Genomic DNA, 22,945 nt, shown 5'->3' with positions numbered 1-22,945 from the left:
TGGAGTGTACCGCGAAACGATGCAGACTTCGGAACGGAGCACGAGTTTCGGGAGATGTCATAGCAATGCGCTACGGCAAGGAACACAAGGAAGAGACCCACAAGAAAGTGGTCGAGGCCGCCTCGCGCCGATTTCGGAAGGACGGGATCGAGGCGACGGGTGTGGTCGACCTGATGGCCGATGTGGGCCTGACCCATGGCGGCTTCTATGCGCACTTCGCGTCGAAGGAAACGCTGGTCAAGGAGGCGATCGCCGCCGCTTCGCTGAAGAGCCGCACGCACCTGCAGCGAGAGATCGACAAGGCCCGCGCCGAGGGCCGCGACCCGCTAGAATCCATCGTACGTACTTATCTGACCGCCATACATCGCGATCGTCCGGACCGCGGGTGCTGCGTCGCAGCCCTTGGCTCGGAGATCGCACGTCATCCACGCAAGACCCGCGAGGCATTCACCGAGGGACTCGACAAAACGCTCGGCATCATTGCGAGCGCCCTGCCCGACGGCGTGACGCAGCGCAAGGAGAAGGCGTACGCGATCTTCTCGACGATGATGGGCGCGCTGCAGTTGTCGCGCGCGGTGAGCGATAGCACGATGTCGCAATCGGTGATCGACGCAGGGATTGCCGCAGTGCTGCAGATCGGGCGCGGCGCATCCAACTGACCTGTTCGTCACGCTCTCGCCAACCGGAAATCCGACGATGATCACTGCCGTCAGCCACCTTGCCTTCGAAGCCGACGACGTCGAGGCGGCGACCGCCGACTACGAGCTCCTGCTCGATCGCAAGGCCGACCGGCTTCAGTCTGCGAACGGCAGGACTCTCTGCCGCTTTCAGCTTGCCAATATCGTGTTTGAAATTTCACCGGCCGAAGAAGGTCGCGAGGGCCTGAAGCGCGTCGGCTTCGAGGCCGTCGATATCGAGGCAACGGTGCGCAAGCTGTCCCGGCGCGGCCTTGTCATCGGCGATATCACCGAACAGGCCTTCGACAGCCCGTCGGGCGCCGGCAGAATGACGCGCCGGTGCGCGGAAATCTCCACCACCTCCACCCACGGCGTGGCGCTGTCCATCGTCGAAACCCTGACGCCGGCCAACCCCGCGGCCGTGAGTTCCTCGGTAAGCGGCCTCGACCATGTCGTGATCCGCAGCCCGAACCCCGAGCGCGCCGTTGCGCTCTACGGTGGGCGTCTTGGACTGGACTTTGCGCTCGATCGCACCAATGCCGACTGGGGCTCTCGCCTGCTGTTTTTCGTCTGCGGTGGCGTCCGCGTGGAGATCGGCCATTCGCTGGCCAAAGGCGTCTCCGACCTGCCGGATTCGCTGTGGGGACTTGCCTGGCGCGTCGCCGACGCGTCCGAGACCCGGGCAAAGCTGCAGCACGCAGGCGTGGAGACGTCCGACGCGAAAGCCGGCCGTCGCCCGGGCAGCCAGGTTCTCACCGTACGCTCGGGCACGCGCAACGTGCCGACCATCATGTTGAGCGCCACTCCGCAAGATGCCTGACAGACACCGGTGGCGATCGCCGTCATCCGAACGCAGTCTTGAGCGCCGTCATTGCCGAGGCATAGCCGCCCCTGGCGCCGTCGACAAAGTGCAGATGATCGCTGCGCGTCAACGCCGGCGTGAAGCACGTCATCATCGCGGCATCCTGCCGGTGCAACCCGTAACGGACGATGCCGCGCGCCGCAGCGGCGGACAGCCTGCCTTCGAGCTCGGCCGCCAGCTCTTCCGTGCAATCGACGATCATGCGCAGACCGTCGTCGTATTTCCGGAAATCGGTGTTGGCTACGAGCTCGGCGAGATACTTTCGTGGAAGAAAGCCGCCCACGGGAATCCTGTAGCGCACGATCACATAGCTGAACAGGGTAACGGCAGCGACGACCGCACGGCGGACCAGGAGTGGCCCGCGCCGTGTGGCGCGTGTCTCCAGATCGAATCCCGCAGCCGGCCAGCGCAAAGTTGGGCCGTCCGCAGGAACCGGCCGCCCGGCGTCCGGGCTTTTCTCGATCAAGGCTACGACGCTTTCCATGACGCTGCGAAGCTCGGCGATTTCTGCACCGGCCACAGGCACAACCACCACCGAGAGAATGATGCCGCGCGCGGATGGAATTTCCTCGAAGCGGCAGGAAAGTCCCGACAGGTCCGGGACGGCGCCCGACGGGGCGGGCTCAATTGCGAATTCTCCGCGCTTGATCGCCGCTTCAGCCCACCCCAATCCGCCACCGGAGAACATCGCATACGACACGTTCGGCGACGGTGCGAAGCGCGCCACGCGGACGTCGAAGCCTTTGGCACGGATGTCGGCGACCGGGACCAGCGCCACCCGCATGACGAGACCAAGATCGTCCCGCACCCAGGCGGCCGTCGCAGCCATCGCGTCGCGAGCGAGCGCAAGATCGCCCGGCGGCACGGCGAAGCTCGCCCCATCGCCGCCGAACACAAACGGAAATTCGCGATGGTCGAGCGCGTTGGTGACCGCTGCGATGATCGCGGCGCCGGCCATGTTGACGGTCTTGTAGCGCTTCGCGGCAATCGCCGTCGTCGACTGGACGATGTCGGCGATGCCGACAACCCAGTCGTCCGGCAGCGAAACGTAGAGCGCCGGATCCATCAGCCGCGCAAAGCCGTGGAAGACCGGCACACTCGCATAGAACGAATCCTGTCGCGCAACGATGTCCATCGCGAGATAGTACCCGGTTTCCCGAGGTTGTGCCGACAGATGTGCGCGCGCGCATGTTCGGCCTTTCGGCTGAACGACGGTTGCGCATCGGATTCACTTGCACCGGTTCATTTGGCGTCGTGAAAGATGATGCCGACGGTATGACGCCGACCGGACCTCAGGCGGCTGACGCCGTGACGCAAGTTGACGCGGTAGCGCCCACGTGTGCCCTGCACGGGTCTGTGATGCACGGCAAACACCGCCGCTTCACCGCGGCCCAGCGGCACGACTTCCGCGCGCGACTGCATGCGTGGTCGTTGCTCCGTGAGGACGAACTCGCCGCCCGTGAAGTCCTTCCCAGGTTCCGACAGCAGGATGACCACCTGCAGCGGGAACACGTGCTCGCCGTAAAGGTCCTGATGCAGACAATTGTAATCGCCTTCGCCATAGCGCAGCAGCAGCGGCGTCGGCCGGATCTGCCCGGCTTTGTGACAACGTTCGACAAAATCGGCATGAGCGGGCGGGTAGCGCACGTCAATGCCCATGGCGTCATTCCAGGCGTCAGCGATCGGCGCAAGCGCCGTGTAGAGCGCGGGGCGGAGCGCATCGATCGGAGACGGCAGAGGATAGGCGAAATACTTGTATTCGCCGCGCCCGAAGCCATGCCTGGACATCACGACAGTACTGCGAAAGTGTGCATCGGCATCATACAGGCCGCCAAGCTCGTCGCATTCGGCCGCGGTCAGCAGCCTGCCGAGCGGCGCCCAGCCGTAGCTGCCGAGGTGGGCGGACACATTGCTCCAGCCGATCGATGCAACACGCGCCTCGACATCGTCGAATTGTCCTTCCAAACGCTTTTTGTTTACGGCCGTGCTCATGAGCAGGCTCCTCTTTCAGGAACTTCTCGTTTGCTAGAGCAGGTGTCCTTCGGCTTCCACCCGTTTCCCGTTCCTCATGAGCGGACTGGCCGGACACTCTTAGTTTAAGAAAATCCTAATCTTTAACAAGAGGTTAACCTCGTTCTCCGCACCCTCGCCTTGCGGCTGTGGAAACAACACGCATCCTGCGATCATTGGTTCGGCGGATGATCAAATCACGAATGTATGCGGCGCTCAGCGCCACAAACGAAGCCATCTTGAGGACTCGCGCACCGGAAGAGCTCTTCCAGCGGGTTTGCGATGCCGTGGTACATGAGGGTGGCTTCAAGAGTGCTGCCGCTCTGGTGCCTGAACAGAACAACTGGCTGCGCCTCGTCGCGATCGCCGGTGATTACGGCGGGAAACCCGTTTCCGACATCAGGATGTCGATCAGCACCCGCTCAGACCGCGAGCATGGCCTTGCCGGCCCGGCATTCAGGACCGGGCAGCCGGCTATTTCCAACGACTATCAACATGATGAAAAGCTTCGTTTTTGGCGTGACGATGCCAGCGAGCCAACGTATGGCGCCGCAGCTGCTGTCCCGATGCTCAAAGCCGGTGCGAGTACAGGGGTCTTCCTGTTCTATGTGGAGGAAGCCTACTCCCTCAACCATGAGATCATCGGGCTGCTCAAACGTCTGGTCGAGAACGTATCCTTTGCGCTTGGCAACCTCGAGGCGGAAGCAGAGCGGCAACGCGCCGAGCGCGCGCGCCGCCGTGCATCCGACATGTTTGCCGCGCTCAGCGCGACAAACACTGCAATTCTGCGCTCGCGCAATGTCAATGAGATGTTTCAGCTGGTCTGCGACTCCGTCGCGAAAGGCGGGCAGTCGCTTGGAGCCGCGGCAATCTTCGTGAAGGAGCCGGATACGCCGCTGCTGAAATTTGCGGCTGCTTCCGGCGGACACATAGCCGGAATTGAGGGAATAACGCTCTCCATCGATCCGGACGACAAGTACGGCCAGGGTCTGCATGGTCCGGCATTCCGAGAACAGCAGCTTTACATCAGCCACGACGTCACGACCGATCCGCGGACGTCGCCCTGGATCCAGGCGGACACCTTTCCGCATGGCTGCGCGGCCGTTCCTCTCCTGAAGGGCGGCCAATCGGTCGGCATTCTGCTCATCTTCTTCGCGCGAACGTCCGGCCGGAAGGATGAAGGCATCAAGCAATTGATGATGGACATCGCCGAGAACGTATCGTTCGGCCTGGACCTGTTCGAGCGCGAAGATCGGCAGCAGCGCCTGTCTCGGATGTTCTCCGCGCTCAGCGCCACCAACGAAGCGATCATGCGCGCTGAAACGCGCGACGAGCTTTATCAAATGGTTTGCGAAGCGGCGGTGAAGGGCGCCAAGTTCACCTCCACGACGATCTTTCTCGCCGAGCCCGGCGATGATTTTTTCCGCGTCGCAGGATCAGCAGGACCGAACGTCGACATCATGCGATCACGCCGCTATTCACCGCGCGCTGACTTCCCCGAAGGGCGCGGCTTGACCGGAACAGCTTACCGGACCGGCAAACCCAGCGTCGCCAACGACACCCGCGCCAACGAAAAGGCGGTACGATGGCCCTATCCGGTGCTGCCGCGAAGGAGCTCGAAGGCCGGCGCCGCGCTGCCGCTCTATGGCCAGCGGGGCGTCGCCGGTGTCCTCTTGTTCATGGCCGCCGAAAAGGGAGCCTTCACCGACGAGTTCGTCGAACTCCTGCAACGGCTGGCGGAGAACGTCTCGCATGCCTTGCGAACCTTCGACCGCGCCGACGAGCAGCGCGAAGCCGAGAAACGCATCGAGTATCTCGCCACGCATGACAGCCTGACCGGCCTGCCCAACAGGGTGATGTTCAACCAGCTCCTTGACCAGTCGATCAAGGTCGCAAGGCGCAACGCATCCAAATGCGCGGTGCTGTTCATCGATCTGGACCGGTTCAAGATCATCAACGACTCCCTTGGCCATGCCGCCGGCGACGCGCTGCTCGTCGAGGTCGCCGGTCGACTCAGGAGTTGTTTGCGTGAAAGCGACGTCGTCGCGCGGCTTGGCGGCGACGAGTTCGTGGTGATCCTGAACGATGTGCGCGACCGCAACGCGATCGAAGCTACGGGGCGGAAGATCCTTGCGTGCCTGCTGCCGTCGATGCATCTCGAAGGCCATGAGTGCCGCACCACCGGCAGCATCGGCATCGCAATCTACCCGGACAACGGCACCGATGCTCAGGCGCTGACACGGAACGCTGACATCGCCATGTATGCCGCCAAGGAATATGGCAAGAATGACCTGCGCTTCTTCTCCTCCGAGATCACGAGCCAGTCGATAGAACGGCTGATGCTCGAGGCCAATCTCCGCAAAGCACTCGATCAGAACCAATTCGCGCTGCACTATCAGCCCAAACTCGACGTCGCCACTAACCGCGTCAACAGCGTCGAGGCGTTGCTGCGATGGGCCCATCCGGATCTCGGCGACCTGCCACCGATGAAATTCATCCCGCTTGCCGAGGAGACCGGACTGATCATTCCGATCGGGCGGTGGGTGCTGCGCACGGCTTGCGCGCAGAACGTTGAATGGCAGCGTCAGGGGCTGCCGGAGATCACCATGGCGGTCAACCTTTCGCCGCGGCAATTCCTGGATGAAAACCTTCTGCGCGATCTCGACGAGGTGTTGCACGAGACCGGATTAGCGCCGCATCTGCTTCAGCTTGAAATCACCGAAAGCATGGTGATGCAGAACGTCGAGCAGGGCATCAGGGTGCTAGATGCGATCCGCAGCCGCGGCGTGCGGCTTGCGATCGACGATTTCGGCACCGGCTACTCGTCGATGTCGTTGATGAAGCAGTTTCCCATCGACACGATCAAGATCGACCGATCCTTCATCCGCGACCTCGCCGAGAACGAGGAAGACAGAGCGATCACCACTGCGATCATCAGCATGGGCAAGGCGCTTGGCCTCACCGTCGTCGCCGAGGGCGTCGAGACCGCCGAGCAGGACGCATTTCTGCGCCATCGCGCATGCGACGAGCTGCAGGGCCATCTGTTCAGCAAACCGGTCCCGGCAGCCGAGATCCCGCGGCTGCTGACGCCGCAGGTCACATCGCCCTCGCTTCAGCCGCAAGGCGCACAAGCAGGGCGACACAAGCAGAACGGCTCGCGCGAGCGCGCCGGCCGGTAGGTCTGGGCGTCTCGGGACAGCGTCTGCGACACAGCGCCTCCACGTCTCAATCGATCGCCACAACGAAAGAGCTATTCCTTCTTGGCCAGCCCAAGCCGGTCGATCAGTGCCTTCTCGATCTGCACTTGCTCCTTTACTGCCGCGACATAGTCGGCCGTATTCTTATAGTTCGGCTTCATCTCGTAACGATCGAGCGCCTCGAGGACCACCGGATCCTCAATCGCCTTCTTGAACGCATCGTGCAATTTGGCGACCGCCTTCGGCGGCATCCCTTTTGGCCCTGCGATTCCCCAGGGCGACTCGACGACCAGGCCATAGCCAAGGTCAACGAGGGTCGGAACACCAGGAAACGCGCTGCGCGGTTCGGCCGTCCAGATGTTCATGTAACGCGCCTTTCCTGCCTCGACCAACGGCCTGGCAGCGCCGATGCTGCCGGCGCCGATCATGACGTGGCCGCCAGCAACTGCCGCAATCACCTCCGCAGTTCCCTTGAAGGGCACGTGGGTAAACTTGATGCCCGCCTTCTCGGCGATCTGCTCGACACCGAGGTGCAGCGAGGTGCCTGCGCCGGGCGTGCCGTAAGTCAGCTTGCCCGGATTGGCCTTGGCGTATGCGACGAGCTCCTTCCAGTTCGTGAACGGCGCTGACGCGCTGGAGTAGATGCCGAAGACATAGCCGGTCAGGTGAATGATGTAGGTCAGGTCGTCGTGCGTCCACGTCGTCTTCTGCATCAGCGGCAAGCGGAAGACGGTGATTGGAATCTGGCCGATGGTGTAGCCATCGGGCTTGGCGCTCGCGGCCATGGCCGCGATGCCGACCGTTCCTCCGCCTCCACCCTTGTTGTCGATCACGATCGGCTGACCGAGATGCTTCTGCGCGGAGTCGGCAACGGCACGCACCGCAACGTCGGTTGGCCCACCCGCCGGCCAGGGAACGACCAGCGTCACCGGCTTGGAGGGAAAATCGTCGGCCTGCGTAGGGACCGAAAGGAGCAGCAAGCCCGCCGCTCCAAGCGCAAGGGAACGTAGCCGCGATGTCATTGAGCGCCTCCTCAATTCAATCCGCTGTCTCCATGTTTTTTCTTTGGATCGTAACCAGCGCTCAGAGCCGGAACAACGTCCGGCGCCGTACGCTACGAGAAAATAGTCGCCGTCAGGCGCGCTTCACGCTCGTTAGAGTGATGGATGAGCCTGCAGCGCAGGCTCATCCATGCTTGAAAGAGAACCTTATCGACGCATCATTCGAAGGTGTCGGACATGCGAGCCTTGGCAAGAGCCGTCTTGCGCGCCTTCATCCATTCCTCGGTGAATTTGGCCGGATCGGATGACGGGCTGTTTTTGTTGAAGTCGGCCCACGCAGCCAGCAGAGCCTCCTGCCGCTTGATCAGCGCGTTGTTATGCTTCTCCTGGTCGTCGCTCCATGCGCCAGCTTCCTTCAGCGCTTTCACCGCGCCCTTGTGGACCGGCACCGCCCAGTTCTTCGTTTGCACTTTCACGCCAAGACCGCTGGCGCCGGGCGCATTGTCCTTGTAGGCGTCATAGCCGTCGATCAACGCCTTGGTCAGCACATAGACCTCCTCCTCGGGCTGGTTCGCGTAGACCGAAAAGATCGGATAGGGATAGGCGCCCATCTGGATCGGCTTGGCCTTGCTGATACCCCCCGCGCCACAGGTCGCATCGTGTTCGGTGAAATACGGCCCAACCTTACGCACGCGCTCCCAGCCCGCCTTGTCGGAATGCGACAATGGCGGCCAGACGATGCCCCGCGGCGAGGTCTCGAGCTCCTTGGCCGGTCCGGCGATGGTCGAGCCGAACAGCGCGTCGACATCGTTGTTAACCGCGCCCTTCCACATCGCGTTGTTGCTCGCGAACTCGACGATCTTCACGTCCTTGGCGGTGAGATTTGCAAATGCCAATATTGCCAGCGCATTCTGATTGAGCGCCGGCGAGCCGACGACGAAGCCGACCCGCTTGCCCTTCAAGTCCGCGATGGTCTTCGCTCCTGCATCACCGGCGACGGCGAGTGAGAGGCCGTTGCAATCGATCGAGCTCAGCGTGATCTGGACCGCCTGCGGCCCCCACTCCTTGGTGGCAAACTCGAACACGCCCTCCTGCGCAAAATAAACGCCGGCGCCCATGGCTGAGATCGCGGCGCGACCGATCCGCAGCGGTTGCAGACGGGCAACGTCGTTGCCGGCGGGAAGGACGCGCGTATCGGTGCCGTACTTGTCCTTCATCATCTTGCCGACGGCGACGGCAATATTGAAACCTGACGTACCGGTGTCATACGCCGTCATCGTCACAGTCGGCGGCAACTTTACCTGCGCGTTCGCAGCCGATGCGATCGCGGTCCCTGCCAACGCAATCGCCGCAAACTTGATGATCGAGCTGATCATTCCACTCCTCCCGTTGGACTGCCGACAGCAGCCTTGAGTTTCTTGGATCCCACATCGTTGGCGGGAATTCGGCTTTGGCAGTCACCGGGTGATGGCGGGCGCCAGCCTTGTTGAAGAAGGAGCGTAGTAGCAGCATCGCAGAACACAAGTCTTCGAAGCAGACATGCGACGTTTGGCGGCGCAATTCGCCGCTCTGCCCCGGATTCCTTCCAGGCTCGTCAGCCGGCGCGACCGGTAGCGGACCGAGCAGCTTGCAGGAGGCCGACTCGCTCTATATCTGTTCAAAGATCACTGTTCAATGAACAGGTATCTAGGGAGGAAGGGATGAACGCACAGGTCAATTCCACCATGACAGCTGTAGTAGTCGATAGCAGCGACCGGAGGCGCCTGGTGCTGAAGGAGGTCGCGCGACCGCAACCGTCAACGACGGAGATGCTGGTGAGGGTGCAAGCGATCTCCCTCAACCGCGGCGAGACGCGCATGGCGCTGAAGGAAGCGACGGACGGATGGCGCCCCGGATGGGACGTGGCCGGTATTGTCGAACAGCCGGCTGCCGACGGGCCGGCCACCGGCACGCGTGTGGTCTGCACGGCCAGCTCGGCAGGCTGGGCCGAATTCATCGCCGTCCCGCCAGCTTCGGCTGCGACGATCCCCGATAATGTCTCGTGCGAGCAGGCTGCGTCCCTGCCGGTGGCCGCGCTGACGGCGCGCCGTGCGCTGCAACTCGCCGGTCCGCTGAAAGGCAGGAACGTGCTCATCAGCGGCGCCTCGGGCGGCGTCGGCACATTCGCCCTTCAACTCGCCCACCTGCAGGAAGCCAGGGTCGTCGGCGCGATTCGCTCCAAAGCCCAGGAGGCGCTGGTACGACGGCTCGGTGCCGACGAGGTCGGGCTTGGCGACAACCTTGCAGGTGCGGCGACATTCGGTCCGTACGATCTCATCCTGGAATCGGTGGGCGGGCAATCGCTGGCGGCGGCGCTGAGCATGCTGGCACCCGGCGGTGTGTGCGTGCTGCTCGGTGCCTCGGCCGGCTCGAATACGACATTCGATGCAGCGAAATTTCGCGTCGGCGGAACGAGCCTCTATGGCTTGGTCATGGGCTTTGAATTCCGACGGGAGCCGCCCGGAGTTGGTCTTGGTGAACTTGTTCGCCTGGTGGCGGAGCAGAAGCTGCGGCCGGAAATCACCGTAACGGGCCACATAGGCGAAATCGCAGAGGTGGCCGCAAAACTGCTGGAGCGCGGCTTCGTGGGCAAGGCCGTGCTCAAGGTGCCTTGAGTCGCGCAATCAGCGTATCGGTGCCGGCGTCCATCCCACGCACCTTGTGATGCCCGACTGGATCGCTGCCGTGAACGTGTTGTTGGCCCACACCAGCACGGGCTACAGCCACGCCCAGCACGGTTTCGGCTGGACCCAACGCGGTCTACTCGACGTTCGTCAATCGTCGCTACGAACAGCTGTAGGGCGGATGCAGACCGGAGTTCGTGTCGAAGATGGCTGCGTTCGCACGATCACTGCGACGGCCGCTTGTCCACTCCCTCACGCTCCAGCTCCGCGCCGATCGCCTCGATGGGCATCCCGGCTTCGATGCGCCGGCGGATGTCCTTCAGGCGCATGAGCTGCTGCACAATTTGTGGCGAGAGGTCGAGCTTCTCCATCAGCCGCCACACATAGAAAAAGATCGCGAAGATGGTGCCGGCCTCCGGGTTCGGTAGATAGGCGACGCGCACGAGCACCAGGACGAAGACCACCATCGACAGCGCCTCGATGATGGTCCAGTTGCGCGCATCTGCGTCCGAGAGCCTGATGCGCCACGTACGCACGTCGGTGAAATGGTCCATAACGGCTTGCGGCTGCGCTCCGTCGATGACTCTCACCTCCTGCTCGAGTTGATTGTTGAGCGACGCATTGAGCGCCAGCGAAAGGCGCATGTAGTTGCGGTTGATGACGGCAACCGGGACGAACAACAGGGCTGCCGCCGCGCCGATCAGAAGGTCATAGTAAAACAGGATGGCGGCCGAGCCGACGATGCCGACCACGGCGTTGATGACGACCGGCATGTCCTTCTCGAAGAAGGCGACAAACTCGCGCGACATGGTCGAGCGCGCTGCCACCGCCGTCGGTTCGATTCCGGCCTGGCGCTGGCGCACCACCGTGTCGACCACGATGACGTTGTAGATTTTGGTGTAGAGGCGGGTGTCGTACATTTGCCGCGCGCAGCCGACCGCCGTATGCAGCAGCCAAGCGATCATGACCGGCGCTGCCATCCTGTAGTCCTGCGCCAGCAATCCATTGATTGCCAGGCCGGTCGCCCAGGGATACGACAGCTCCAGCAAGTCCTCGATCACGGTCAGCGCATAGGTCAGCGATATTCGCCAACGAAAGGGCCGGATCGCCTCGGCGGCGGAGCGGACTTTCACAGGAAGGCCGCCGGGCATCGCAGGAATCCCCTTCGTTGCAGACGTGAAATTCGACCTTAACGTGCGGCAACTTGTGCGGCGAGATCTGAAAAAGTGGCGCTGCAGGCGGAGAGCCACGCGCAGGTACGGCAACGGATCCGTGAGCTGGTGAAGAAAATTGTCATACACCCGTGGTCGGCACCACGCGGTCGATATCGACATCCACGGCCAGCTTGCGGCCTGCTCAGGGCGTCTGAGCGGGCGGCAGCGGCCGAGATGTCTGCGGTGGGACTGGTTGCGGGGACAGGATTTGAACCTGTGACCTTCAGGTTATGAGCCTGACGAGCTACCGGGCTGCTCCACCCCGCGCCAGTCAGTCCCCGCGGGCTAAAAGGAGCTCCGCGGTGCGGGCGGGTATTAGCAACCGTGATCTCGTTTGGGAACCCCTTCCCGCATTCTTTTTGATGATTTTGCGACAGCGGCATAAGGCCGCTAAGAGAGGACGACAATCCGTCCCTGCGGGGGCCTACTTAGCACGGGTTCCAGCGGCGGCGGCGGTGGCGACCCCCGCGTCTGGATGGAATAAAAAGATCAGATCAGGCGAGCAGGAACCCGCCGTCCACGGTGATGACCGAGCCGGTCATGTAGCGCGAGGCCGGCGAGGCAAGCAGCAGAACGGCGCCGTCGAGGTCGCTCTCGTGGCCCAGTCGCCGCTGCGGAATCGACTTGATCAGTCGTTCGCCTGGTGGCGTCGCCCAGAAATCGTGGTTGAACTCGGTGTCGATATAGCCGGGCGCCAGCGCATTGACGCGAATGCCCTTGGACGCCCATTCCAGCGCGAACGACTTCGTCAGCTGGATCAAGCCGGCCTTCGAGGCCGAATAGGTCGAGACGTGACCCATCACGCCGACGCCAAGCACGGACGAAATGTTGATGATGCTGCCGCCCGCCTTGCGAGCGATCGCGCGGCGGGCGAATTCGGTGGCGACCGAAAACGAGCCCTTGAGGTTCGCGTTCAGCACCTTGTCCCAATCGGCTTCGGTCTGATCGACGGCCGCTTTTTCCACGACGACGCCGGCATTGTTGATCAACACGGATACGGGCCCAAGCGCCGTTTCGGCCGCGCTGAACCCTTGCACGATCGAGGCACCATCGGTGACGTCCATCCGCACCGCAGCAGCGCGACCACCGTTGCTCTTGATTTCGCCGGCGAGGCTTTCGAGCTTGTCTACCTGGCGCGCGGCAACCACGACCGATGCACCGTGCAGCGCCAGCAGCCGCGCAAAATGCCGGCCCAACCCCTGCGATGCGCCGGTGACGAGCACCACTTCCTTCGAGACATCGAACAGATCGGCCATGGCACCTCACCTCGGTGAAGGTCGACTTGGCGAAGTCGACCGGGTGAATTTGACTTACACGAAGTTGCGTTCCTGCAGACGGCACCATTTGCCACGCCGCGCTGATATGCTCAAGCAACGGCTGGAGAGGCTTTCATCGGAACAAGAAAGCTGCTTCAAATTCGGCCGAGAGGTCAAACGCTAAGGAACACGCCATGGATCTAGGCATCAAGGGCAAGAAGGCGATCGTCTGCGCATCGAGCAAGGGGCTCGGCAAGGCCTGCGCCGAATTTCTGGCCGCCGACGGGGTCGACCTGGTGCTGATTGCACGCGGCGCAGAAGCGCTGGAAAAGACCGCCGCTGAAATCCGTTCCCGTTATCCGGTCAAGGTGACGGCGATTGCTGGCGACATTGCGACCCCGGCGGGCCGCGAAGCGGTGCTGAAGGCCTGCCCGGAACCTGACATTCTCATCAACAACGCTGGCGGACCGCCGCCCGGCGATTTCCGCGACTGGAGCCGCGAGGACTGGATCAAGGCGCTCGACGCCAACATGCTGACGCCGATCGAGCTGATCAAGGCGACGGTGGACGGCATGATGGCGCGCAAATGGGGACGCATCGTCAACATCACATCCGCGGCCGTGAAGGCGCCGATCGACACGCTCGGCCTCTCCAACGGCGCGCGCGCCGGCCTCACGGGCTTCGTGGCCGGCCTCTCGCGCAAGACCATCGCCAACGGCGTCACCATCAACAACCTGCTCCCGGGCCCGTTCGTCACCGATCGCATTCGTTCGAACTCGGCCGGCGAAGCCAAGGCGAAGGGAGTGCCCGTGGACGACCTGATCGCGCAACGCTCGAAGGAGCATCCGGCCGGGCGCTTCGGCGATCCCGCCGAATTTGGCGCGGCCTGCGCATTCCTGTGCAGCCAGCATGCAGGCTACATCACCGGGCAGAACCTCCTGCTGGACGGTGGCGCGTTCCGCGGCACGCTGTCCTGATCCAACACGACAAGAACGATTTTCGAGGAATGAAATGAAGGCAGTCTGGTACGACCGGCAGGGGCCAGCGCGCGAGGTGTTCAACTACGGCGAGATGCCGACCCCGACTGCGGGCCAGGGCGAAGTCAGGATCAAGCTCGAGGCTTCCGGCGTCAATCCTTCCGACACTTATCGTCGCGGCGGCAGCGCCGATCCGATGGAGTATCCACGCGTCATCGCCAACAGCGACGGCGCCGGCATCGTCGATCAGGTCGGCCCCGGCGCCAAGCGCTTCAAGGAAGGCGATCGCGTCTGGCTCTACAACGGCCAGCGCAACGGCCGTGCATTTGGCACCGCGGCGGAATATATCGCGCTCGACGAAAACCTCGTCACGCCCCTGCCCGCCAACGTCTCGTTCGCAGAAGGCGCCACTCTCGGCGTACCGGGCATGACCGCGTGGGTGTGCCTGTTTCACGCAGGCCCAGTGAAGGACCAGACCGTGCTGGTCACCGGCGGCGCCGGCGCGGTCGGTCACTACGGCATCCAGCTTGCGAAATGGGGCGGCGCCCGCGTCATCACCACGGTCAGTTCGCCGAAGAAGGCCGAGATCGCGCGCGCGGCCGGCGCCGATCTCGTTATCGACTACAAGCAGGAAAACGTGGTCGAACGCATCCGCGCGTTCGCGCCAGAGGGCGTCGACCGCATCGTCGAGGTCGACTTCGGCGGCAACATCGAGACCACGGAAAAGGTCCTGGCGCGCTTTTCCACGGTCGCGATCTACGCATCTCGCGGCAACCCGAAGCCGCAAGTGACCATTCGCATCCTGACCAGCAAGAACGTGACGGTCTACGGCATGCAGCTGCCGCTGACGCCGATGCCGATGCAGCGCAAGGCACAGGCCGGCATGGCCGAATGGCTGGCCGCCGGCCGTCGAATCCACATGGTCGCGGCCCAGTTTCCCCTGAAGGATACTGTCGAAGCGCATCTGGCGGTGGAAGCCGGCACCAAGCTCGGTACCGTCGTCGTCGACTGCGCCCGATAAGACAAGAAGAACAATCAGCGCGTTGTGGAGGAAGTCGCATGAGCTGGAAGGTCGGCAAGGTCAAGATCACCAAGGTCACCGAGATCGCAATGGAGGGCGGGACGCGCTTCATCCTGCCGCAGGCGACCTACGAGGAGATCAGAGAGTTGCCGTGGCTCATTCCGGACTTCGCGACCGAGGCCGGCAAGCTGAAGATGTCGATCCACTCGCTGATCGTCGAAACGCCAACCAGGCGCATCGTCGTCGACACGGGCCTTGGCAATGACAAGGAAGGCCGCAATGTGCCGACCTGGAACAAGCTCAACAAGCCCTACCTCGATGACATGACGAAAGCAGGCTATCCGCCGGAGTCGATCGACACCGTCTTCTGCACCCACCTTCACGTGGACCACGTCGGCTGGAACACGAAGCTCGTGGACGGCAAGTGGGTGCCGACGTTCGCGAATGCGCGCTACATCTTCGTAAAGCCGGAATACGAATACTGGCGCGACAACAAGCCGACGCCATCGCATGCGGCCGTGTTCGAGGATTCGGTGAAGCCGATCATGGACGCGGACAAGGCTGAGCTGGTCGCGCCGAACGCCAAACTCTGCGAGGAATTGACGCTGATCCCGACGCCGGGCCATAGTCCTGGCCACGTCAGCATCCACATCAAATCGGAGGGCGAGGAAGGTCTGCTCACCGGCGACGTAGCACATCATCCCTGCCAGATGTGGCATGTGGATTGGTCGTCGTCACCGGACTCGGATCCTGCGCAGTCAACCAAGAGCAAGAAGGAATTGTTTTCGCGGTTCGCCGACACCAGGACCCTCGTCATCGGTGGCCACTTCGACGCCGGCTACATCAAACGCGACGGCGACCGCTTCAAGTATTTTGCGGCGTGAACCAGATCAGGGAACGAAACGATGAAACTCGTAAGGTTTGGCGAAGCAGGCAAGGAGCGGCCGGGCATCATCGACAAGGACGGCCACGTCCGCGACCTCTCTTCGCACGCGAAGGACATTTCCGCAGAGGTGCTCTCTGACGAGGGATTGAGGCGGATCGCTGAGATCGATCCGGCCGGCCTGCCGCGCATGCCGGATGGCGTGCGACTCGGGCCTCCCGTTCCGACGCCGTCCAAATTCGTCGCGATCGGGCTGAACTACAGCGACCATGCTGCTGAGGTGGGAGCGCCTATTCCGAGCGAGCCGATCATCTTCCTGAAAGCTGCCACCTCGTTATCCGGCCCGAATGATCCGGTCGAGAAACCGCGCGGCTCGACCAAGCTCGACTGGGAGGTCGAGCTTGGCCTCGTCATCGGCAAGCGGGCGAAGTACATCGACGAAGACGCGGCGTTTTCACACATCGCCGGCTACTGCCTGGCCAACGACGTGTCGGAGCGCAACTTTCAGACCGAGCGTCAGGGACAATGGACCAAGGGCAAGTCGCACGATAGCTTCGGCCCGATTGGTCCCTGGCTCGTCACCAGGGACGAGATTCCGAACCCGCAGAACCTGCCGATGTGGCTCGACGTCAATGGCGAGCGGCAGCAGACCGGAACGACCGCAACCATGATCTTCAAGATCCCGAAGATCGTGTCCTATGTCTCTCATTTCATGACGCTGCTTCCCGGCGACGTGATCGTCACTGGCACCCCGCCCGGCGTCGGCTCCGGCAAGAAACCGCAGCGCTTCCTGAACGTGGGCGACGTCGTCACGCTCGGCGTCGAGGGTCTTGGAACGCAACGGCAGCAGATCGTCGCCGCCTGAGCCGCTAGCGAAAAGGATCGACCATGAAACTGACGTTCTCGCCCGGCTCTCCTTATGCACGCAAGGTGCGCATCGCGGCAATCGAACTTGGACTGATCGACAGGATCGCGCTCGTGCCGACGACGGTGCAGCCAGGCCAGTCGAACGAGGGCTATGCGCGCGACGTCAGTCCGTTGCGCAAGCTGCCCGCGCTGATCCTCGACAACGGCAACACGATCGTCGATTCATACGTGATCGCCGAATATCTCGATGAGCTCGCCGGCGGCGGCAAGCTGATCCCGGCTTCAGGCGACGCAAAATGGCGCGTCAAGACCGAGCACGCGATCACCCAAGGCATGCTTGAGGCGATGCTGCTCTGCCGTTACGAGCGCATGCTGCGTCCGGAAGAGAAGCGGTGGGATGTCTGGCTGGACGATCAGTGGGATCGCGCCTGGCAGGGCTTCAAGCTGTTCGAGCAGCGGCCCGACACGCTGGCGCGTCCGCTCGACATCGCCCAGATCGGCCTCGTGTGCGCGCTCGGCTATGCCGATTTTCGCTTTCCCGATTGCGGCTGGCGCAAGACGTATCCGAAACTCTCAGCCTTTCACGAGGCGATGATGAAGCGGCCGTCGATCAAGGATACCGTGCCGCCGCCGGCATGAAGCACCCGATCTAAAATGGAGGGCAGAGACCATGAGCTTGCGTTTCGCCGCCGGCGACATGACCATCCATCGCATCATCGAGCAGGAGGGCCCGTTCCTGCCGGCGCTTGACATGCTTCCGGACCTCACGCCGGAGCTGCTGGCTGAGAACCGAATCTGGATGCGTCCTTCGGCGCTCGATGCGAATGATGTGCTGCAGCTCTGTATCCAATCTTACATCGTCAAGACACCGCATCACACGATCCTGGTCGATAGCTGCCTCGGCAATGACAAACCGCGGCCTGGTCGCCCGGCGTGGAACATGAAGACCGACGATACCTATATGCGCGCGCTCGCGGCTGCAGGACTGTCCGTCGGCGACATTGACTACGTGTTCTGCACTCACCTGCATGTCGATCATGTCGGCTGGAACACGCGGCTGGAGAATGGACGCTGGGTACCGACGTTTCCGAACGCGCGCTACGTTTTTGGCAAGCAGGAGCTCGACTACTGGGCCGCGGAAAATGCGAAGAAGGAAGTCCCGGTCTACGTCGACAGCGTGCTGCCGATCGTCGAAGTCGATCGTGCCGAGGCGGTCAGCAACGATCACCAGCTCGGCGACCATGTGCGGCTGCTGCACACGCCGGGGCACACGCCCGGTCACGTCGCCATCTGCTTCGGCAAAGGGAGCGACGAAGCCGTGATGTCCGGCGACCTGATGCATTCACCGCTGCAGACGCGCTATCCAGAACTGTCGGTCAAGTTCGACGTCGACAAGGCGCAGTCAGCTGTGACGCGCCGCAGTTTCCTTGAACGCTATTGCGACACGAAGACGCTCTGCTGCACGGCTCACTTCCCCTCGCCCACGGTCGGACGGATCAGGCGCTGGGACAGCGGCTTCAAGTGCGAGATGGCGTGATCGTCATTCCGGTGCATCGACAACGGCCGGCGCGAAGCGCCGCCATTGTCGATGAACCCGGAATCCTCGATGTGACGCTCCGAGGCAAAAACCTCTGGATTCCGAGTCCGGTCCGATCGGGCCGCGCTTTGCGCGGACCCGTTGGGACCGTCCCGTAATGACGTCGACTGTCAATCGAACAAGCTCGGCGTGTGATTCACATAGGCGCCTTCGATCGCCAGCATTTTCAGCTTGGTCTTGACGCCGCCATTGGCGGAAAAACCGCCCGGCTTGCCGCCGGCGGCAAGGACGCGATGACATGGCACGACGATCGGAAACGGGTTCTGACCGAGCGCCTGGCCGACGTCGCGCGAGAGTTCAACCCCGCCAAGACGTTTGGCGATATCGCCATAGGTCAATGTCTCGCCGGGCGGAATTTCCCGCGCAATGGCATAGACGCCGCGGTTGAACTCCGGCACTTGCGACATGTCGAGGGCGATATCGGTGAGGTCAATCTTGGCGCCGCCCAGCAGGTCCGTCATGCTGACGATCGCGCGCGCGACCTCCGGCGGTGGCGAAGCCTCCGGCAGCTCGCTTCCGGCGCGCTGGAACAGGCGTGTGCGCGTCTGCGCCTCGTTTGGCTGAGGCAATTGGATTCCGGTCAAGCCGCGTTCGGCCCAGGCGACGCCACAGCGGCCGATGGTTGTATCGAAAAGGGTGAAGCCTGAATCTGTCATGGCTGTTCGCTGCTCATGAAGCCGCGCATGCGGCATCTCATCATGCCGGCAAATTTAGGGGCATTCTTTCCCGCCTGCCACCCGATTCCGGACCTTTGCCATAAGGCCCCGCCGGGAGCTTGGATTTGACTGGAACGCAGTTCGGGCTATTCAGATCGCATGAGTCTGGAATCCGTCCGCAAGTTCTTTGCCCAGTATGCTCCCGATGTTGTGATCCTGGTCACCGAAGCGAGTTCGGCAACCGTCGCGGAAGCTGCGGCTGCACATGGCGTCGAGCAGGCGCAGATTGCCAAAACGCTATCGCTTAGCGTCGGCGGCCGCACCTTCCTCGTCGTCACCGCCGGCACCGCGCGTCTCGACAATCGCAAGGTCAAGGAAACGTTTGGCGGAAAGGCGTCGATGCTTGGGCCTGAGGAAGTCGAGGCTATCACGGGCCATCCGATCGGCGGCGTCTGCCCATTCGGGCTCGCCGCACCACTGCCGGTCTACTGCGATGTGTCGCTGAAAGCCTTCGCGGAAGTCGTTCCCGCCGCAGGCTCGCGCAACAGCGCGTTGCGGATTTCGCCGGAGCGGATGGCAGAGCTGACGGGCGCGGAGTGGGTCGATGTGTGCCGGGATGGTGCGCCGCGAGAATGACTCTCGCTAATTGACTTTGTGTTCGCATATCCGGGACACTGACCACGGACGGAGCGACACATCATGGCCGCCACCGATCAACACATGAACGACCGTCCTGCGGACCCGATCGCCGCACTCCGGCAGGCGGCGGCCGGGCTCGACCTTCCGGTCGACCGATGGCGAGGGGCTGAGCCGGCCAGCGTGACGGATTTTGCCAGCGATCGCCGCCTCTGCTCGGAGTTCTGGCATCTGTCGCATGACATCATCGCGCGCCTGCCGCCGAAGCCCGCGCGTACGGCCGAGCAGGCAAAGGCGGCGGAGCTGGTACATGAGCGGGCGCGGCGGGCGCGCGGCCGCTTTCTCGAAGCGCATGTCGGCGAACTCTACGCCAGCCTCACGCACAATTTGTCTCAATTCCTGCGGGTGGAAGAGCTCGTCCACACAGCGGCAGAGCTCTGCCCCGGACTGACGCCCACCCGAGAGCAGGTCCTGCGCGAAGAAGCCCTTTTTCAACGCGATAAGGAAGGGCACGAGATCGACCAGGGCATTTTTCTGTCTCACGTGCTGGGAGATGAGGCCGCCGGCCGGCATCTCTGTCACGCAATGCTGCTGCCGCGCATCGACGTCAGCGAACATCTTTCAAGGTTCGCCACGGAGGGCAAACTCGATCTCGGGCCGATAATGCTGTCACGCCAAGGCAAGGCGATTCATCTGGTGATGAACAATCCGCGCTACCTGAACGCCGAGGACCAGACCACGATCGATGCGATGGAAACGGCGGTCGATATTGCGACGCTCGATCCGACGACCGAGATCGCCGTGCTGCGCGGCGGGTTGGTCGAGCACCCGAAATATGCCGGCAAACGCATTCTCGGCAGCGGCATCAACCTCACGCATCTCTATCGCGGCAAGATTCCGTACCTCTGGTACATGCAGCGTGAGCTGGGTTTTGTGCACAAGTTCTTTCGGGGTGTCGCGCGGCGCGAGGCGCTCCCCGACGACGTCCATGGACACGGCATCGAAAAGCCCTGGATTGCCGCCGTCGAAAGCTTCGCCATTGGCGGCCACTGCCAGATCCTCTTGACCATGGACTACGTCATTGCCGCCGACGACGCCTACATGACGCTTCCTGCGCGCAAGGAGGGCATCATCCCGGGCGCATCGAACATGCGCCTGCCACGCTTTACCGGCGACCGCATCGCCCGCCAGGCCATTCAGTATGGACGCAGGCTGGACTGCGACAGCGCCGAGGGCCGGCTGATATGCGACGAGATCGTGCCAGCCGGCGAGATGGACGAAGCCGTCGGCCGGGTGGTGGAAGGACTGACAAGTTCCGGCGCCGTCGGCGCCATCGGCAACCGCCAGGCATTCCGCGTCGCGCAGGAGCCGCTCGACATGCTGCGACGCTACTGTGCGGTCTATGCACGCGAGCAGGCGCATTGCCACTTCAGCCCGGCGCTGATCGGAAACCTCGAGCAGTACTGGGACGCGCAGAACCGGAAGGGGTGAACATGATATCGTTCGGCCTGGCGGGAAGCGCTGCCGGACGACACCAGAATGAAAGGCCCGAACTTGCCCGGGCGTTTCATTCTTGGGCCGATCAGTGAGCGACGGGCTCGCACAACCAGTTCACGATCCGCCGAACCATCGGAAGCACGAGCAACAGCGTCGGGAAGGCAACAAGCCAGGACAGGACCCATGCGGTCATCCAGGCAGACGGCAGACCGGGTCGGAGGCCGAGGCTCTTCAGGGTCGAAATGAGCGAGACGATGAACGTCATCAGCAATGACAGCAGCAACGGACTGACGAAGCCCGCGTAGCGAGCGGGCAGCTTCCTGCGTAGACGAAACGAAGTCATGGATTTCTCACGGGACAGCAGTCCATCGCTATAGCATCCACCTGCCGGAACGCCGGCATGCTGGTCCGATGCGAAGGACCGGGTTGGATGCGTTGCCTGACGTGAGACGCTTACGGCGAGCCGGGACGACCCTGCAGCAGGCGTCTAGCCGAGTGAAAGCCGGTGTTCAAGATCTCACGGCTGCTGACCATCGCCGATCAACTCGGATCTCACGCCGTGCTCGGTCCCACAGGATCGGAAAGGCTCGGCCACGGGGAGTTACACCGGCGCCTTCTGGCCAGGGCAGTCGCCCACACGACGCATCATCGTCAGGATGGACGATGATGAGGCGCGGTGTTGGAGGATTATCGTTTCGATCGTCGACGCGACCTGATCCTTCGAGAAGCGATAGGTCAAAACCGTCTTCACGCCGCGACAGGCCATCGCCAGGGCGAAGCCGTCGGTCATCTGAGCCGTCTCGCTGAGCGAGCATTCCTTCGAGAAATGCGGGGCGGAACGGTACTGCGCCATCGTGTCGGCCCGGAATGCGTCGAAGTCGGCGGATGCGATGCACACCGTCGCCTTCGCCGGCTGGTTCTGGAAGTGGCTGTTGCGACTTTCGCTTTCGTAAAGGCCGGGAACGAATATCGGCTTGGGACCGTGAATCCACGCAGGATTCTGCGCCGGCGCTGCAGACGCAGCAAGCATGACTGCCGAAGCGGTGAAAAGCCTTTTCATGATCCGAGCCTTGGAAGCTGCGGCCGGTCACCTAAGACCGCCGGCAATAAGGAGCCGAACAGCCACATCGATTCAAGGCAGAACTGATCGACGCAAACAAAAACGCCGCCTCCTTTCGGAAGCGGCGTTCGTTTAATCATGACAACGTTGAAGAGGAATTCATCTGTTCTTGGCAGGCCTGGCAGCGACCTACTCTCCCAGGGCTTAAGCCATAGTACCATTGGCGCTGAGGAGTTTAACGGCCGAGTTCGGAATGGGATCGGGTTCAGGCTCCTCGCTAGAACCACCAGGCCGGCGAAGGACAGATTGAAGCAAGCTGTTGAGTGTCTTTCATCTCATTTCAAGGCGCCGTCACAGGCGCACCACCGAAGTGGACATTGATAAATGAGAGCAATCAAGCCGATCGAACGATTAGTACCGGTAAGCTACGCACATTGCTGCGCTTCCACACCCGGCCTATCAACGTGGTCGTCTTCCACGGTTCTCAAGGGAATGCTCGTTTTGAGGTGGGTTTCCCGCTTAGATGCCTTCAGCGGTTATCCCGTCCGTACATAGCTATGCTGCACTGCCGCTGGCGCGACAACAGCTCCACCAGAGGTACGTTCATCCCGGTCCTCTCGTACTAAGGACAAATCCTCTCAACATTCCAACACCCACGGCAGATAGGGACCGAACTGTCTCACGACGTTCTGAACCCAGCTCACGTACCACTTTAATCGGCGAACAGCCGAACCCTTGGGACCTTCTCCAGCCCCAGGATGTGATGAGCCGACATCGAGGTGCCAAACGACGCCGTCGATATGGACTCTTGGGCGTCATCAGCCTGTTATCCCCGGCGTACCTTTTATCCGTTGAGCGATGGCCCATCCAC

General features: G+C 62.5%; 21 protein-coding genes, 1 tRNA gene and 2 rRNA genes. 12 read left to right on the top strand and 12 right to left on the bottom strand.

The genetic code is table 11. From position 1 onward, the window contains the following. Positions 1-65 precede the first annotated feature (65 nt). Both RCO31_RS14575 and RCO31_RS14570 read left to right on the top strand, forming a co-directional pair. Entirely contained in the window at positions 66-659 is a 594-nt protein-coding gene (locus RCO31_RS14575) for a TetR/AcrR family transcriptional regulator (RefSeq protein ID WP_308969131.1), read from the top strand. A gap of 37 nt (positions 660-696) precedes the next feature. After that, positions 697-1,497, top strand: coding sequence for a VOC family protein (locus tag RCO31_RS14570; protein WP_308969130.1), 801 nt, complete (start codon positions 697-699; stop codon positions 1,495-1,497). Positions 1,498-1,519: 22 nt separating this feature from the next. Here RCO31_RS14570 and RCO31_RS14565 read toward each other — a convergent pair whose 3' ends face one another. After that, complete coding sequence (locus RCO31_RS14565; RefSeq protein WP_308969129.1) at positions 1,520-2,674, bottom strand: DUF3095 domain-containing protein; 1,155 nt, start codon at positions 2,672-2,674, stop codon at positions 1,520-1,522. Positions 2,675-2,781: 107 nt separating this feature from the next. Next, the gene (locus RCO31_RS14560) at positions 2,782-3,531 is read right to left on the bottom strand and encodes a 2OG-Fe(II) oxygenase (RefSeq protein ID WP_308969128.1); all 750 of its coding nucleotides are present in this window, start codon (positions 3,529-3,531) and stop codon (positions 2,782-2,784) included. 257 nt (positions 3,532-3,788) lie between these two features. On the opposite strand from RCO31_RS14560, the gene RCO31_RS14555 reads away from it, so the two are divergent. After that, on the top strand, positions 3,789-6,728 hold the full coding sequence (locus RCO31_RS14555; RefSeq protein WP_308969127.1) for an EAL domain-containing protein: 2,940 nt from the start codon (positions 3,789-3,791) through the stop codon (positions 6,726-6,728). A 71-nt stretch (positions 6,729-6,799) separates the two neighbouring features. On the opposite strand, the gene RCO31_RS14550 is transcribed toward RCO31_RS14555, so the two are convergent. Next, positions 6,800-7,768: a tripartite tricarboxylate transporter substrate binding protein gene (locus RCO31_RS14550; protein ID WP_308969126.1), complete on the bottom strand. Its 969-nt coding sequence runs from the start codon at positions 7,766-7,768 to the stop codon at positions 6,800-6,802. Positions 7,769-7,965: 197 nt separating this feature from the next. After that, entirely contained in the window at positions 7,966-9,123 is a 1,158-nt protein-coding gene (locus RCO31_RS14545) for a TAXI family TRAP transporter solute-binding subunit (protein WP_308969125.1), read from the bottom strand. A gap of 324 nt (positions 9,124-9,447) precedes the next feature. Here RCO31_RS14545 and RCO31_RS14540 point away from each other — a divergent pair, with 324 nt between their 5' ends. Beyond that, a complete protein-coding gene (locus RCO31_RS14540) occupies positions 9,448-10,401 on the top strand; it encodes a zinc-binding dehydrogenase (RefSeq protein WP_308969124.1) in 954 nt (317 codons plus the stop codon). A 233-nt stretch (positions 10,402-10,634) separates the two neighbouring features. Here the strand turns inward: RCO31_RS14540 and RCO31_RS14535 are convergent, their stop codons facing one another. The 3 genes from RCO31_RS14535 to RCO31_RS14525 all read right to left on the bottom strand — a co-directional run bounded on the left by RCO31_RS14535 (position 10,635) and on the right by RCO31_RS14525 (position 12,880). Next, on the bottom strand, positions 10,635-11,561 hold the full coding sequence (locus RCO31_RS14535; protein ID WP_308969123.1) for an ABC transporter six-transmembrane domain-containing protein: 927 nt from the start codon (positions 11,559-11,561) through the stop codon (positions 10,635-10,637). 253 nt (positions 11,562-11,814) lie between these two features. Beyond that, positions 11,815-11,891, bottom strand: a tRNA-Met gene (locus tag RCO31_RS14530). A 227-nt stretch (positions 11,892-12,118) separates the two neighbouring features. Continuing rightward, entirely contained in the window at positions 12,119-12,880 is a 762-nt protein-coding gene (locus tag RCO31_RS14525) for an SDR family oxidoreductase (protein ID WP_308969122.1), read from the bottom strand. Positions 12,881-13,074: 194 nt separating this feature from the next. On the opposite strand from RCO31_RS14525, the gene RCO31_RS14520 reads away from it, so the two are divergent. From RCO31_RS14520 to RCO31_RS14495, 6 genes are read left to right on the top strand one after another with little or no spacing between them, the layout of a single operon-like run. Then, positions 13,075-13,857 (top strand): SDR family oxidoreductase, encoded by a 783-nt coding sequence (locus RCO31_RS14520; RefSeq protein ID WP_308969121.1) that lies wholly within the window; start codon positions 13,075-13,077, stop codon positions 13,855-13,857. A 34-nt stretch (positions 13,858-13,891) separates the two neighbouring features. Then, positions 13,892-14,878, top strand: a complete 987-nt coding sequence (locus RCO31_RS14515; protein ID WP_308969120.1) for an NADPH:quinone reductase — start codon at positions 13,892-13,894, stop codon at positions 14,876-14,878. A 38-nt stretch (positions 14,879-14,916) separates the two neighbouring features. Continuing rightward, positions 14,917-15,762 (top strand): MBL fold metallo-hydrolase, encoded by an 846-nt coding sequence (locus RCO31_RS14510; RefSeq protein WP_308969119.1) that lies wholly within the window; start codon positions 14,917-14,919, stop codon positions 15,760-15,762. 21 nt (positions 15,763-15,783) lie between these two features. Beyond that, positions 15,784-16,626, top strand: coding sequence for a fumarylacetoacetate hydrolase family protein (locus RCO31_RS14505; RefSeq protein ID WP_308969118.1), 843 nt, complete (start codon positions 15,784-15,786; stop codon positions 16,624-16,626). Between the two features lie 23 nt (positions 16,627-16,649). Continuing rightward, entirely contained in the window at positions 16,650-17,267 is a 618-nt protein-coding gene (locus tag RCO31_RS14500; protein WP_308969117.1) for a glutathione S-transferase family protein, read from the top strand. A 31-nt stretch (positions 17,268-17,298) separates the two neighbouring features. Beyond that, positions 17,299-18,165: an MBL fold metallo-hydrolase gene (locus RCO31_RS14495; protein WP_308969116.1), complete on the top strand. Its 867-nt coding sequence runs from the start codon at positions 17,299-17,301 to the stop codon at positions 18,163-18,165. 170 nt (positions 18,166-18,335) lie between these two features. Here the strand turns inward: RCO31_RS14495 and RCO31_RS14490 are convergent, their stop codons facing one another. Beyond that, on the bottom strand, positions 18,336-18,881 hold the full coding sequence (locus tag RCO31_RS14490; protein WP_308969115.1) for a methylated-DNA--[protein]-cysteine S-methyltransferase: 546 nt from the start codon (positions 18,879-18,881) through the stop codon (positions 18,336-18,338). A gap of 159 nt (positions 18,882-19,040) precedes the next feature. On the opposite strand from RCO31_RS14490, the gene RCO31_RS14485 reads away from it, so the two are divergent. Then, positions 19,041-19,517 carry a YbaK/EbsC family protein gene (locus RCO31_RS14485; RefSeq protein WP_308969114.1) on the top strand — a complete coding sequence of 159 codons (477 nt, stop codon included), beginning with the start codon at positions 19,041-19,043 and terminating at the stop codon, positions 19,515-19,517. A gap of 63 nt (positions 19,518-19,580) precedes the next feature. Then, positions 19,581-21,008 (top strand): enoyl-CoA hydratase/isomerase family protein, encoded by a 1,428-nt coding sequence (locus RCO31_RS14480; protein WP_308969113.1) that lies wholly within the window; start codon positions 19,581-19,583, stop codon positions 21,006-21,008. A gap of 91 nt (positions 21,009-21,099) precedes the next feature. Here RCO31_RS14480 and RCO31_RS14475 read toward each other — a convergent pair whose 3' ends face one another. From RCO31_RS14475 to RCO31_RS14460, 4 genes are all read right to left on the bottom strand, one after another. Next, positions 21,100-21,357: a DUF2798 domain-containing protein gene (locus RCO31_RS14475; RefSeq protein WP_308969112.1), complete on the bottom strand. Its 258-nt coding sequence runs from the start codon at positions 21,355-21,357 to the stop codon at positions 21,100-21,102. A gap of 258 nt (positions 21,358-21,615) precedes the next feature. Continuing rightward, positions 21,616-22,074 (bottom strand): hypothetical protein, encoded by a 459-nt coding sequence (locus RCO31_RS14470; protein WP_308969111.1) that lies wholly within the window; start codon positions 22,072-22,074, stop codon positions 21,616-21,618. Positions 22,075-22,250: 176 nt separating this feature from the next. Next, positions 22,251-22,365 (bottom strand): 5S ribosomal RNA (gene rrf / locus RCO31_RS14465). 99 nt (positions 22,366-22,464) lie between these two features. Further along, positions 22,465-22,945: ribosomal RNA gene (locus RCO31_RS14460) — 23S ribosomal RNA — on the bottom strand; the annotation flags it as partial.

Source organism: Bradyrhizobium sp. LHD-71 (genome assembly GCF_031157255.1).
Classification (GTDB): domain Bacteria; phylum Pseudomonadota; class Alphaproteobacteria; order Rhizobiales; family Xanthobacteraceae; genus P52-10.
This window is presented reverse-complemented; position numbering and strand designations above follow the sequence as displayed.